The 13,335-nt window shown below is 60.4% G+C and carries 14 protein-coding genes; 6 read left to right on the top strand and 8 right to left on the bottom strand.

Annotation, left to right across the window (positions count from 1 at the left end; translation table 11 throughout):
* Positions 1–4: 4 nt before the first annotated feature.
* Complete coding sequence (locus BN2475_RS14230; RefSeq protein WP_094780160.1) at positions 5–430, top strand: cupin domain-containing protein; 426 nt, start codon at positions 5–7, stop codon at positions 428–430.
* Positions 431–720: 290 nt separating this feature from the next.
* Here the strand turns inward: BN2475_RS14230 and BN2475_RS14225 are convergent, their stop codons facing one another.
* From BN2475_RS14225 to BN2475_RS14205, 5 genes are all read right to left on the bottom strand, one after another.
* Positions 721–1,005 carry a type II toxin-antitoxin system RelE/ParE family toxin gene (locus BN2475_RS14225; protein WP_342744611.1) on the bottom strand — a complete coding sequence of 95 codons (285 nt, stop codon included), beginning with the start codon at positions 1,003–1,005 and terminating at the stop codon, positions 721–723.
* A 3-nt stretch (positions 1,006–1,008) separates the two neighbouring features.
* Entirely contained in the window at positions 1,009–1,317 is a 309-nt protein-coding gene (relB, locus tag BN2475_RS14220; protein ID WP_094780159.1) for a type II toxin-antitoxin system RelB family antitoxin, read from the bottom strand.
* Positions 1,318–1,725: 408 nt separating this feature from the next.
* On the bottom strand, positions 1,726–2,190 hold the full coding sequence (locus BN2475_RS14215) for a methyltransferase family protein (protein ID WP_094780158.1): 465 nt from the start codon (positions 2,188–2,190) through the stop codon (positions 1,726–1,728).
* 156 nt (positions 2,191–2,346) lie between these two features.
* Positions 2,347–3,591, bottom strand: coding sequence for an MFS transporter (locus BN2475_RS14210; RefSeq protein WP_094780157.1), 1,245 nt, complete (start codon positions 3,589–3,591; stop codon positions 2,347–2,349).
* 4 nt (positions 3,592–3,595) lie between these two features.
* Positions 3,596–4,336, bottom strand: coding sequence for an MBL fold metallo-hydrolase (locus BN2475_RS14205; RefSeq protein ID WP_094780156.1), 741 nt, complete (start codon positions 4,334–4,336; stop codon positions 3,596–3,598).
* A gap of 72 nt (positions 4,337–4,408) precedes the next feature.
* Here BN2475_RS14205 and BN2475_RS14200 point away from each other — a divergent pair, with 72 nt between their 5' ends.
* A complete protein-coding gene (locus BN2475_RS14200) occupies positions 4,409–5,131 on the top strand; it encodes an ArsR/SmtB family transcription factor (protein ID WP_094780228.1) in 723 nt (240 codons plus the stop codon).
* Positions 5,132–5,572: 441 nt separating this feature from the next.
* Here BN2475_RS14200 and BN2475_RS14195 read toward each other — a convergent pair whose 3' ends face one another.
* Positions 5,573–6,145, bottom strand: coding sequence for a hypothetical protein (locus BN2475_RS14195; protein WP_094780155.1), 573 nt, complete (start codon positions 6,143–6,145; stop codon positions 5,573–5,575).
* 451 nt (positions 6,146–6,596) lie between these two features.
* Here BN2475_RS14195 and BN2475_RS14190 point away from each other — a divergent pair, with 451 nt between their 5' ends.
* On the top strand, positions 6,597–7,520 hold the full coding sequence (locus BN2475_RS14190; RefSeq protein ID WP_094780154.1) for a lysozyme inhibitor LprI family protein: 924 nt from the start codon (positions 6,597–6,599) through the stop codon (positions 7,518–7,520).
* Between the two features lie 1,499 nt (positions 7,521–9,019).
* Here BN2475_RS14190 and BN2475_RS14180 read toward each other — a convergent pair.
* On the bottom strand, positions 9,020–9,745 hold the full coding sequence (locus BN2475_RS14180; protein WP_094780152.1) for a pirin family protein: 726 nt from the start codon (positions 9,743–9,745) through the stop codon (positions 9,020–9,022).
* Between the two features lie 133 nt (positions 9,746–9,878).
* Here BN2475_RS14180 and BN2475_RS14175 point away from each other — a divergent pair, with 133 nt between their 5' ends.
* Positions 9,879–10,769, top strand: coding sequence for a LysR family transcriptional regulator (locus tag BN2475_RS14175; protein ID WP_094780227.1), 891 nt, complete (start codon positions 9,879–9,881; stop codon positions 10,767–10,769).
* Between the two features lie 200 nt (positions 10,770–10,969).
* Here the strand turns inward: BN2475_RS14175 and BN2475_RS14170 are convergent, their stop codons facing one another.
* Entirely contained in the window at positions 10,970–11,986 is a 1,017-nt protein-coding gene (locus tag BN2475_RS14170; protein WP_094780151.1) for a 1-aminocyclopropane-1-carboxylate deaminase, read from the bottom strand.
* 164 nt (positions 11,987–12,150) lie between these two features.
* On the opposite strand from BN2475_RS14170, the gene BN2475_RS14165 reads away from it, so the two are divergent.
* Positions 12,151–12,678 carry an Lrp/AsnC family transcriptional regulator gene (locus BN2475_RS14165; protein ID WP_094780150.1) on the top strand — a complete coding sequence of 176 codons (528 nt, stop codon included), beginning with the start codon at positions 12,151–12,153 and terminating at the stop codon, positions 12,676–12,678.
* 134 nt (positions 12,679–12,812) lie between these two features.
* A complete protein-coding gene (gene msrB, locus BN2475_RS14160; protein WP_094780149.1) occupies positions 12,813–13,331 on the top strand; it encodes a peptide-methionine (R)-S-oxide reductase MsrB in 519 nt (172 codons plus the stop codon).
* Positions 13,332–13,335 lie beyond the last annotated feature (4 nt).

Here is a 13,335-nt window from a genome sequence, read left to right as displayed (position 1 = left end):
AGCGATGTCTGCATCAATACATTCCCACACTGCGCCCGCCGCACGCGGCCAATGCGAGGCTATCGACCTGGCTGGCAAGATCGCGCTAATCGACGGACACTGGCAGCCGCGCGTGGTCGCGGAGATGAACGATTACCAGTTCAAGGTCGTCAAGCTCAAAGGCGAATTCGTGTGGCACAAACATGGTGATACTGACGAGACCTTCATCGTGCTGGACGGCGAATTGCGTATCGATTTTCGTGGTGGACCATCGGGCGACGGCTCGATCGTGCTGCATGCCGGTCAAATGGCCGTCGTGCCGAAAGGCGTCGAGCACAAGCCTTACGCGCGTGCCGAAGTGAAACTGCTGCTGATCGAGCCGCGCGGCGTAGTGAACACCGGGGACGGCACCACAAGCGAACGCACTGTTGCGAACGACCAGTGGTGTTGAGATTTTCTTATCTTTGAACTGTTCGCGTCGCTCGGACAAGGCTTCGGAGCGTGATGCTCAGGCAACTTTGAACCCGCGGTTCACTTAAGTTTGAACTATCCGCAGTTGGTTCATTTAACTTTGAATTTCCCGGTGGCGTCCCTCCAGCTCGCATGGGTCGATTGGCCGACTGCGTACTTCAGGGATGCCAGTTGCACAAAATTTGGCCTCGGCATTTCACTCGAAGAGGAACACCCCGCTGAAATGAAGATGTTGCTGCTCATCCTCAAAGTACAGGTTGGGGCGGGACGTCAGTCCAACATCTCATCAGGCCATTGCTGTGCGCCGTGCAGCAAGCGCAGGATTCGGACTGAGTCTCCTGTAATACGATACGCTGCGATATACGGCGTGCGGCTAATGACCAGTTCGCGTGTGCCTTCAATGCGACCAAGGCGACCAGTCTCGGGAAACTGGAGCAGTTGCCGGACCTGCGTGCGAATCCGATCGTCTACGTCAACGGCAGCACGCGGGTCTGTCTTCTTCGATGTAATCGAAAATCCCGTCTCGGTCCTCCAGTGCGAAAGCCGACCACTCAAGCCTCACGCGTCACCCTTGTCGGCCTTACGAAGGGCCGCCGCGCGACGTTTGGCGAAGCGGGCTTCTACCTCATCGTGAGGAATTGCCGGCCGCGGATCGGCTAACGCTTCCTGCACCTTCGCGCGGAACCAGGCGTCATGTGCGACAGGGTCGGCCGCAAAGGCGAACGGCAGCGCACCTTCGTTCGCGATGCGCGTCAGCAGGATACGAACCGCATCCGAGACGGTCAGCCCCATGTTATCGAGCACCGCCGCCGCGCGTTCTTTCAGCTCGGGATCGATGCGCGTCTGTACCAATGCACTCGCAGCCATGACAATTACTCCTCTCGGTAGCTTGGCCACGCTATTGTAATTCAAATGCATTACGCGCGGTGTGACTCGGGCGACGATGGTCCGGACGGTTTACATGGGTGCGGAGGATCTGTGCTCCCGGTTCGGGCAGTCTACACAGCAGGGCGAGCCGATTAGAGGCGACCGGAGCTACGCTGCGGTGCAAGGTTCAGACTTAAGCGAAAAAAAGTTCAAGGTTGAGTGAATCTCGACCAGTGGATTTAAGGTTCTGCCGTTGAAAAGCCTGGGGGCGGATCTTCCGGTTCGTCCTCGTTTTCTCATCGTCAGGCTTGTGGAAGCGATTCGTCAACGGATGCCTGGCAGCGTTGACGGTGAACATATTTTCTTCAATAGCGGCAACTGTTACCAGGAGTCGTCCAGTTGAGTGCGTCACCCGCGGCTGCCGATCCATCGTGCTACGCGTCGTTGGTAAGAGCGGTACTGATCTCCGAAGCGTTGCCCCAGCGCGCGTTCCTCGGGAATGATCTGGACGACTGTGATGACGATCGCGAACAGCGGGGGAATGAGCCATGGACTCGCGCTGCCGAGCCAGACCGCCCAGCCGATCAGGAGCAACTCCAAACCCAGGTACATCGGGTTTCGGCTTATGCGAAACACCCCGTCTGTCACAAGACATGAGGCCTTGCCCGGGTCCATGGGATTGGTGGTCGTTTGCGCCTGACGAAAACGGACGATGGCTGCCACCGCGATGGCGAGTCCAACCACAGCCGGGAGGCTGCCAAATCGGTTCCACGGCGGGGCGATCCAGCGAGTGAGCGGTATCCAGCGGTGCAGTGCCCACATGAGGGCAGCCGCGGCTAGCATCACGATTGGTGGCGGAATGCGCGGCTTCATAAGGGCAGCCTTCGAGATTTATCCACCACGAAAATTCTACGCATATTTCGTTCGCAATGTGGCAGGCTACCTGGCCGTTCAGGCGGACGCTTTCCAGTCGCCTTTGCCGTCGTCGGCTTACTGTTTGCGTTCAACCCTGGCGCTCTGCATAATCGTTCAACGACGTTCTCGCATGGCGATCGCGACGACAACGCCTGAGATAAACGTGACCATGGCGATTGCCAGAATGGCGTCGGCAAAACCAAAGCGATCAGCAATGAGGCCCGCTGAAAGTGCGCCAATTGCGTACCCGAGGTCTCGCCAGAACCGGTACACGCTTAGTGATCGCGCCCGCCAGTTCGGCTCCGAAGCATCCGACACCGCTGCGATCAGGCTCGGATAGACCATCGCGGTACCGAGACCCAGCAGCACGCTTGCGACCAGCCACCACCAGAACTGTGGGGTAAGCGCGGTCAGGAAAAGGCCGACAGCCTGGACCCACATGCCGACGACAATCAGGCCTTTGCGGCCCCACCTGTCGCTCATCGGGCCGGTCACAACCTGAAAGACTCCCCACACGATTGGATAGACGGCTTTAAGGATACCGATCCGTTCGATACCCAGACCGAGACCCGTAAAAAACAGCGGGAAGATGCCCCAGCTCATGCCGTCGTTGAGGTTGTTGATCAGTCCGGCCTGCGACGCCGCGAACAGGTTGCGATCGCGGATGGAGGTCAGCAGGAAAACATCGCGAAACGACAGGGATGAGGCTTGCCTGGTCTTGCCAGCAGCCTCCATCCGAACATGTTCGCGCGTATCACGCACCACGAGGATCGACAGCATCAGGCCGGCTGCCGCATAGAAGATACCGAGGTAGATCGGGATCGGTCGAAAGCCGTACCGGCTCGCCAGATAACCAGTGAGAAACGCAGTCAGGCCAACCGCAAAATAGCCGGCAAACTCGTTGAGCCCGACCGCCAAACCTCGCCCTTTCGGGCCGACCAGGTCGACCTTCATGAGCACGGTCATCGACCATGCAAAGCCCTGACTGGCGCCAAGCAGGACGTTGGCCGCGATCACCCACTCCCAGTGCGGCGCGGCAATGATCATGAAGGGCACGGGAAGCGCAAGCAGCCATCCGACGACCAGCACACGCTTGCGGCCCCACGTGTCGGCCAGTTGTCCGGAAACGAGGTTGGCAAGGGCCTTGACCACACCAAAGCTGACGATGAAAGAAGTAATGAGCGTCGTGGAGCCAAGGTGGAATTCTTTCGCGCCGATCAGCGGCACGACCGTCCTCTCGATGCCGACCATGCCGCCCACGAAGGCATTGATCAGCACGAGCAGTGAAAACTGCCGCCAGTTTTCCTTCAACCCCAACCGGACCGGGGGCGGCGCAGACGACACGGCGGTGTGTCCCATCCTGCTAAGCCCCGATAACGTTGCGGCCGGCATTGATCGCACGCAGTCTGGCCGCTTCGGGCGGTGCCGGCGGTACGTCGGCGAGCATGAAGCGGATGAATGCTTCCTCACTTTCGATGCCGAACGCACGGTTGTGCCGCTTTTCGAAGCCCAATGTCGAGGTTGGGTTCGCGCTAAGACTCCGCCCGCAGGCCGACCCGGCGTAGGCACCCGGCAAGACCTCCAGATAATCAGGAAGCGCCCTGAGCTTCCGCACGCTGCAGAAAAGGTCTTTCGCGCCTTCTTCCGCGCTTACGGCCAGCTCCGTGCGGCCGAGGTCGCCAATCATGAGCGTGTGGCCAGTCACGACCAGCCAAGGCTCGTCCGCCCGCGTACGGTCTGTCACGAGCAGACAGATATGCTCGGGTGTATGACCGGGTGTGTGGAGCACCTTGAGGACGACGTTGCCAAGCGGGATCTCGTCACCGTCCTCGACGCCCTTGAACGGAACCGCGATGTCGGCCTTCGCCGAAAGCACATATTCCGCGCCTGCCGCGTCAGCGAGGGCCCGCCCAGTCGACACGTGGTCAGCATGCACATGCGTGTCGATCACGTAGCTGATTTTCATCCCGGTCGTCTCGGCCGCTTGCAGATAGCTACTGGGCTCGGCCACGGGATCGATCACCACGCCCGTCGCCTTGCCGCCGCAGCCCAGCAAGTACGAAATCCCGACGGGATCGGAATGGAGGAATTGCCGTAGGATCATGGGATTGCTCCTCGCTCATGAGGATGATAACATTCAATCGATAGCGTGAATGATTGATCAACATGGTTGGGAGTGTCAAGCGTGGGACCGAAGCAAGCGATCTTTGAGCGCCTCGCTGAGATAGCTCAGGCGTTTGGCCATCCTGGCCGGCTTGAGTTGCTGGAGCACCTTGCGCAACGCGAGCGGTCGGTTGAGGACCTGACTGCACGGTCGGGCATGAGCTTCGCCAATACCTCGCGCCATCTGCAAATTCTGCGGCGAGCGCGCCTGGTGGACACCGAGCGACGCGGCAAGAACATCGTTTATCGCCTCGCCGGCGACAACGAGATAGTCGGCCTGATGAAGTACCTTGGCCTGATCGGCGAGCGGAACGTAGCGGAAGTCAATCAGACGCTGAATGACTACTTCCACTCACGCGATTCGATGGAAGCGGTGTCACGAGAGGAACTGGTCCTCCGTCTTGCCGATAACCTTGTCACCGTGCTTGACGTGCGCCCGCAGGACGAGTTCGCCGGGGGCCATCTGCCCGGAGCGCGCAATATCCCAGTGGGCGAGCTGGAGCGGCGCTTGAACGAACTGCCGTCCGACACGGAGATCGTCGCGTACTGTCGTGGACCCTACTGCGTGCTGGCCTTCGAGGCCGTCGCCGCGTTGCGTGCAAAAGGCTTCAAGGCGAGTCGTCTCGAGGACGGATTTCCCGAATGGAAGGCTGCCGGCCTCGCCGTCGAGAGTTCGACGCCGTCTAGCGTCAGGTCATCGTCTGTTTCGACTGCCGGGTCTGCTCTGAGGCGTTAAGCGGCCTTTTCTGTGCGACTTGCCGCTGTCTCAAGCTGGCGATTGCGTCTCATAACCCAACGCGGCAGGCGTGCCGGCGGGGCGCTTCATGCAAGAGGCGCAAGACCACCCGAAGCAGATATTCGTATTCGTTAGGATGACGAATAAGGTTAATTCACAGACCAACTTGGAACACTTACGGCCGTCCCTACATATGATCGCTGCCTCTTCGGACTGCCATTCGTCATCTGTCGACGTCAAAGCGATCTGCCGAAAAAGAGCATTAGCTCAGTCAAAACAAGCATCTTGGGCCAGTGGGCGACCTCGCGCCGGCACGGATACCTGGCCGCAGCTTTCGCGGCGGCTGAATGGAGAGCCTGGCTTATTCGGGGCTCGCGCCCTCAACGCCATACTTCGCGCGACGGTCGGGGTCGTTCAAGCCGCGAATTGCGAAGTGTCCCGCTATTCGATGGAAGCCGGTTGAACAGTATTGTCTGGTTGAAGTTCGACGGGTATTTGCGTGGCTGGCTCGCCGTCTTCTTCCGGAATCGGCTCGACGCTTTGCACGGCGGGCGCCTGGACGCTTTGCACGGCGGGCGGCTGGACGCTCCTGATCACAACCTGCGGCTCGGAGGTTCGCACAGGCGCACTGTGTTGCTCCGTGTGAGAGCCACTGCTCACACCTGTGCCGACGTTCGAGGCCGTGGTGTTTGCGCTCTTGAGGATGCCGTGCGGATCGAACAGAAACACGGCTGCAGACGAGTGCGTGTCGGCGCCGCCAACCAGCGCCCCAATGAACGGAAGATAACTTTCGGGGTGGGGGCGCGACGTCACGTAGGTGTAGACGAGCAGCGTCGAGCCGTCGTCCAGCGCGGTCTCTGCTGATGCAGGGCCGAGCACGGTTACCACGTCTTGCAGTGTTGTCACGCCGTGCCTGAAGTTAGCCATCTGCTCGGGCCTCACTTCGACACCGGCGGACACGCAACCGGCAAGCAGTGCGCCGCACAGTAGCCCGATGACCTGTCCGCGATTCATGTTGCCTCCCGTCAATAATTCTAGGACGAAGAAGTGGTCAGTGGGCCGCATTATGTTCGTTCGTCAATCGGGGGACGCCGCCAATCTGGACAGCGACTCCGGTATCGTCTGAGGTTAGGTCTGAGGTTAGGGGAAGGCGCGCAAACGCCTGCACTTCTCCGTCTGCCGGGGGGCGGAAGGTCGCGCAATGAGCGAGGGGCGATAGCCAATTGCAGATCGGGTTCTGTGTGGCGCTTCACGCAAGGACGAGACGTGAGAAACCTTGGGCGAAGACGGCTTTGGCTACGGGTCTAGTAGTCCGTCGTCCTTCGCAGCTCGACCTCTCAACAGCCCTTCAATCCCCGGTACCCTGTACAACTGTTTTCGAGGTCGAACGGTCATTTCACACAGGGTCGTTACGCCACCCAGGACAGACTCGAGACTATGCTTCTGATATTCCGGGGAGAATCGTATGCGCAGCACAGAGCACCCAAAGCCCAAAGGCGCGGCGGCGCAAAGCTCGATGCAACGATTGCTTGGCTGGCTTTGTTTCACTGTGCTGATGATTCCCTGTGCGGCGCCCGGTATGGACTTCAAGATCTACTACCAACCACAACTCAAGCTGAAAATGGTTATCGGTGAGGGGAGGATTGAGGAAGGTGATGCAGAGAAGTTCCTGATGTTCGCCAAAATGGCTGACCGTGATGACGAAGGTCTTGTCATCCTTGTTTTAAATAGTCCAGGAGGGAATGTAGAGGCCGCCTTCCGAGTGGTCGATGCAATGGACAATGTACGCGTCTATACGACCGTTCCGGATGGTGCCAGGTGCGCCTCCGCTTGCGCTTCCATTCTGTTTGCGTCAGGCGAACGACGAAGTATCGTTGGTACTGGGCTGCTCGGCTTTCACAGTTGCTACCGGCGCAATGGGCGAACCTACGCCGAGGACTCGCTTTGCAACGAAATAATCGCGGCAAACGCAATGCAAAGGGGCGTAAGCCACGCAGGCATCAATCGCTTCGTTAAGCAATATGGCGCGCAGGACATGGCATGGGTCGGGCACGACGCCGCTTGCAAGTCGCTGCAAGGGCTATGCAAACCAGGACTCCTGGAGATCCAGCGCGGGATGAAGGCCGCGTTGATGCAAAGTTTCGATTGCAGCAAGCTGATATCTGTCCAGGCGCAGCTCATTTGCGGGGATGCGGAACTCACAAATGTCGATAAAGCATTGACAGAAGTCTATGGCAAAAAGATGAAAGTATCGGCCAACAAGACGCGATTGCGAGCGGATCAACGAGCATGGCTTCGTAATTCTCGCGACACGTGTGGCGATAAAGCTTGTCTATTACGGAGCTATCGTCTGCGCATCGATGAGCTGAAGCAGATGCGATCGCAATGATGTAGCCATTGCCGTTTGCCATGCTCAACTGCCGGAGCGGGAGCGGTGCCGTTGTGGTGGCCTGATTCCGCCTGTCTCAGCGGAAGTGTCTCGGTGCCGTCCGGTACGGCACACACCTGTTCCACGGCGCGTATTTTTGATTCGTTCAAGCTCATGATCATCCGGCGATGATCAACCATCCCTCATAGCCTGCCGTCCATCGACAGTCAACCCTCGCTGGCTGTCGTCAGGTTCAGGCTCATCTGCGCCTGGAAACGCGCCTGAAATCATCCCTTCAGGCCCTCGCGCCGTTGGACAGCGCTCGTTGTCAATTTCTCGGCAGTTTGAGAGTTATCCGATTCTTCTTCGATGCCAGCCACGTTATGGTTATTACGTAATCCGAACCTTTTAATCACATAATCGACGTAAGGAGCACAGGAAGGACAATGATTAACCGACGACTCTTTATCCAGGCTGGAACGCTTTCATCTTTAACCGCGATCTCATCGGTCGCGCGGCCGGCGCCAGCAGCTCCCCCAGCGAGCAACACCCAGCGAGCAACACCCAGCGACACGGCTATGCATTAACGAATGCCGCGACTGCGAGGAAGCGCAAAAACGGGACGTGTGTGTTCTGGGTCCGCATTGTGAAACTATTGCAAAAACTTCAAATACAGATAGAAGAATGCAGTCAATGCTTACCCGGATCAAACTTGCGCTTTCGGCGTGGCTCATAGCCTCTACGTGCGAAGTCGGGATTGCCGTTGCCCTGATTCGTTCGCAGTTGCTGCCCTCAATCGGCGTAGCGGCCGTGTTGGTCGCGGTCTGCATTCATCCGCTGGTTCTTCTGTGTTGTCTGAGACGGCGCAGGTGGGCTTACGGCACCTTGGTCTTGCTTGCGCCACTGAGCCTGCTGTGGTGGCCCTTGGGCAAGCCTTTTCTCACTCAACTTGGTGGGTGGTCCTTTCTGGTGGCCGGTGGATTTATCGCTCTACGCTTCGGTGCACTGGCGCTAATCCGTGACAGGACATCAGAAGCCTGGATCGAGTCGCATACACGCGGCGCTACGTTCTGGTTTGCCCGCAAGCCGGTTTTCGTACCAGGTATGCGGGAAAAGCTAATTCAACTTGTCGCGGCGATTCTCCTTGGACCCGCGTTAGTTGGGTACGTGAGCGGATGGAATCGGCCCGTGGTCTTTATGTGTAGTGCAGTGGCAATATTCCTCGTCGCCTTGTCGCTCGTTCTGGCGCGAAAGCGGGAATCGTAGAATCCGTCCCACTCCGGCCAGTGAACCGGCTCGCTCCAGCGACGCAATCATTACCGCACCGCGTCGGCCTGAGGTTCTCAAGACCATTCACCTCAGCGCGATATTTGATTGGCAGACTGGCCACTGCGGAGCGTAGAGCGGCCACCTGAAGGGCATGGCGACCCTGCGGACGACCGTCTCTTCGTGACCCCAAAAAAAGCAGCCCAACCCGGGCGGCTTCCTTCACCATCAAACCAGCGCGCCGATCACACCGCTCAACCCCACATCGCCGACGTCTCGATGTCACGCAGATCGAACACCAGCACTTCGGCATCCTGACCTTGCGTGAAGGTCAGCGCTTCCTCGCCGCGTACCCGTGCGCCGTCGCCTTCGCCGAGTTCGACGCCGTTCACGGTGATACTGCCGCGCGCCACGTGGATGTACGCGTAACGATCGCTGGCCAGTTCGAGCCGCGCCGTCTCGGCGCCGTCGAAAAGCCCGGCATACACACGTGCATCCTGTTGCACGACCAGCGAATCATCCGCGCCGTCCGGCGACAGCACGAGGCGCAACACGCCACGCTTCTGATCCGCGCCGAAGTGACGTTGCTGATAGCGCGGCGTCGTGCCCATCTTGCCCGGCGCGATCCAGATCTGCAGGAAGTGCACCGGCTCGCTCTTCGAATGGTTGTACTCGCTGTGCGCGACGCCCGTTCCGGCGCTCATCAACTGAATATCGCCGGGCACGATCACCGAGCCGGTGCCCATCGTGTCCTTGTGTTCCAGCGCGCCTTCCAGCACGTACGAAAAGATCTCCATGTCGCGGTGCGGGTGCTTGCCGAAGCCTTGTGCCGGCGCGACGCGGTCGTCGTTGATCACCAGCAGGTCGGAAAAGCCGTTCTGCTTCGGATCGTGATAGTGCGCAAAGGAAAACGTATGACGCGAGCTGAGCCAGCCGTGTTCCGCGCGGCCACGTTGATTGGCGTGTCTGATTTCGAGCATCGTATCTCTCCTTGTGTTAGTGCGATCCGGGCCACAGGTGTGTCCGTAATCCATGAACGACAGTGTAGGTCAATCTGGATGGTTATAATCACATTGAAAAGCGAAACACTGTCTCGATCAGGTGGACAATACGATGAATCTCGATGACATGCGGATTTTCGTCGCCACGGTCGACGCGCATAACTTCACTGCGGCGGCCAACCGGCTATCGCTGTCGAAGCAGTTCGTCAGCCGCCGGGTGATGGCGCTGGAAGAGGCGCTCGGCGTGCAGTTGCTGATCCGCAATACGCGCAAGCTGGCCGTGACCGATCTCGGTCAGGAGTTTTACGAGCGCGCGAAGCGCATTCTCGGCGAAGTCGAGGACGCCGGACAGGCCATGTCGCTGGGCCGTTCCGGGCCGCGCGGACTGTTGCGCGTGAGCGCGCCGATGTCGTTCGGCATGCTGCATCTGTCGCCGCTCGTCGCGCAGTTCCTGCGCGAGCATGGCGACGTGCGCTTCGACATGGAGTTGAGCGACCGCACCGTCGATGTGGTGGGCGAGGGTTTCGACATGGCGATCCGCATCGGCACGCTGCCGGATTCCACGCTGGTCGCGCAAAAGCTGGTCGACGTCAGGATGGTGGCGTGCTGCAGTCCCGGATACCTGAGACGCCGCGGCAGACCTGCCGTGCCTGCGGATCTCGAACGGCATTCCTGCCTGTTGTACGGCCACGGCGGCATCGTCAGCTGGGACTTCGTGGTCGACGGCGTGGTGAAAGGCGTGGAAGTGCGCGGGCCATTACGCGCCAACAACGGCGACCTGATTCGCGACGCGGCCGTGGCCGGACTCGGGATCGTTCGGCTTCCTGACTTTATCGTCGCCGACGCGCTCGGCAGGGGCCAGCTCGTTCCTGTGCTCGAAGCGTTCCTGCCTGCCGCGACGAGCGTCTATGCGGTGTATCCGCAGCATCGGCAAAGCTCGGTGACGATTCGCGCTTTCGTGGAATTCCTGCGCAAGCATTTGCGCAAGAAGCTGGCGGCGTGACATGTCCGGGCCACAGCGGCGCGTCACTGATCCAAGAGCCCGTGGCGTATACGGGCACGAAGCCGCGGCCAGTCTCACGCGCGCCAGTGGTCCGGGAGCCCCGCGGCGGTCATTCGCATGAAGCGGCGAGCCGGTCTGACGCGCACCGGCTACCGCTTGTTACACCTCTCGAGCACACCACGTCTTGCAATCCGGCCGACTCAACCGTTGCGGAAAATAAAGCTGTAGCCATTCAACGCCGGCACGCCGCCCAGGTGCGCGTACAGCACGCGCGAGCCTGCCGGAAACTCCCCGTTGCGCACCATGTCGATCATGCCGTGCATCGATTTGCCTTCGTAGACCGGGTCGGTCAGCACGCCCTCCAGGCGCGCGCACAAGCGGATCGCCGCGAGCGTGCCCTGGTTCGGCAGACCGTATTCGGGGCCGCCGAAGCGCTCGTCGAGCACCACGTCTTTCGCGGTGATGTCGCGGCCCAGCTCGACCTGTTCCGCGGTCTGCTTGGCGATTCGCGTGATCTGCTCGCGCGTCTGCGCGGGTTTGGCCGACGCGTCGATGCCGATCACGCGCTCGGCGCGGCCATCGGCGGCAAAGCCCACCACCATGCCGGCCTGCGTGCTGCCCGTCACCGAGCACACGACGATGTAGTCGAACCGGAAGCCGAGCTGCGCTTCCTGCTGACGAACTTCCTCCGCAAAGCCCACGAATCCAAGTCCGCCCAGCGGATGGTCGGAGCAGCCGGCCGGAATCGCGTAGGGCTTGCCGCCGGCGTCGCGCACGCTCTTTAGCGCGTCTTCCCAACTCTTGCGAAAGCCGATGTCGAAGCCGTCGTCCACCAGCCGGACGTCGGCGCCCAGAATGCGCGACATCTGGATGTTGCCGACCCGGTCGTACACGGCATCCGAATAGTTGACCCAATTCTCCTGCACGAGCACGCACTTCATGCCCAGATGCGCGGCGACCGCCGCCACCTGACGGGTCTGGTTCGACTGGATGCCGCCGATCGACACCAGCGTGTCACAACCCTGCGCCAGCGCGTCGGGGATCAGGTATTCGAGCTTGCGCGTCTTGTTGCCGCCGAACGCGAACCCGCTGTTGCAGTCCTCGCGCTTCGCATACAGATGCACTTTGCCGCCGAGGTGGTCGCTCAGCCGTTTGAGCGGCTGAATCGGCGTCGGTCCGAAGGTGAGCGGATAGCGGGGGAATCGTTGCAGGTTCATGGCAGCTCCGTGATTGAGAGGTGTCTGGCGTGCACGGCGGGTCGCCGCGCTTGAAGTCATGGTAGGCAAAAACGCCTGAAATGAGCTTGCGAAAAAATTCAACGCGGCATACTTTAAAAAGCATCCAACCCGCGGTGAATTAATAAAAATCCGCTCAGGAAATCATGAACGCAATAAAACTTCGTGCCGCTTCCCGCGCGGCCGGTCCTACCGCCGCTCAGGCTGATCCGCGGCAGGCGCTCGACCGTATCGATCGCGCGATCCTGCGGCAGCTGCAAAACGACGCGTCGATCTCGAACGTCGCGCTGGCGGCGCGCGTCAAGCTGAGCGCGCCGGCCTGCCTGCGGCGCGTCGAGCGGCTCAAGGAGTCGGGGCTGATTCGCGGGGTGGTCGCGTTGATCGATCCGAAGGCGGCCGGGGCCGGGATGCTGGTGATCATCGGCGTGGTGCTGGATCGGTCCACGCCCGAGTCGTTCGCCGAGTTCGAGAAAGCCGCGCAGAAGGTGCCCGGCTGCATGGAGTGCCACGTCGTGACCGGTGAGTTCGACTATTTCATGACGATCCGCACGCGCGACAGCGACAGCTTCAACCGGCTGCACGCCGAGCAATTGCTGTATCTGCCGGGCGTTCGGCAAATTCGCTCGTTCATGGTGCTCAAGGAAATTCTGTCGACCACGAAATTTCCGCTGTAACTGGCGCCGTCACGCAAAAAGACGCGCATGCTGTCATAAACCGCGCTCCCGGACGACCAACATCAGGACCACTCGCGCCCGGCGCATCTCGCGCCGCACCGGGTGAACGGTAAGGACTTTGCGGAGCGATCATCATGGCTTGCAGCAGACGGACATTCTTCAGGTTGATCGGCGCGGCGTCGCTGGCGGGCGGCGCGTTCGCCTCACGTATGGCGCGCGCCGTGGACCCGGGCGCGGGTGCGCCGGCGGCCTACGAGATATCGCACAGCGACGCCGAATGGCACAGGCTGCTGACCGACGCGCAATACCAGGTACTTCGGCAAGCGGGCACCGAACGCCCGTTCAGCAGTGCGCTGAACGACGAGCATCGGGCCGGCACGTTCGCGTGCGCCGGTTGCAAACTGCCGCTGTTCTCATCGAAAACCAAGTTCGACAGCGGTACCGGCTGGCCGAGTTTCTGGCAGCCGCTGGACCATGCGGTGATCACGCACGCCGACACGTCGTTCGGCATGACGCGCGACGAGGTGCTGTGCCGCCGCTGCGGCAGCCATCTCGGCCACGTGTTCGACGACGGACCCAAGCCGACTGGCCTGCGCTACTGCATGAACGGCCTCGCATTGATATTCACGCCCGCCGCGAGCGGCGTGAGCTGATCGG

Origin of the sequence: Paraburkholderia ribeironis, assembly GCF_900019265.1 — a bacterium.
Classification (GTDB): Bacteria; Pseudomonadota; Gammaproteobacteria; order Burkholderiales; family Burkholderiaceae; genus Paraburkholderia; species Paraburkholderia ribeironis.
The sequence above is the reverse complement of the archived record's forward strand: the minus strand, read 5'-3'. Positions and strand labels throughout refer to the sequence as shown.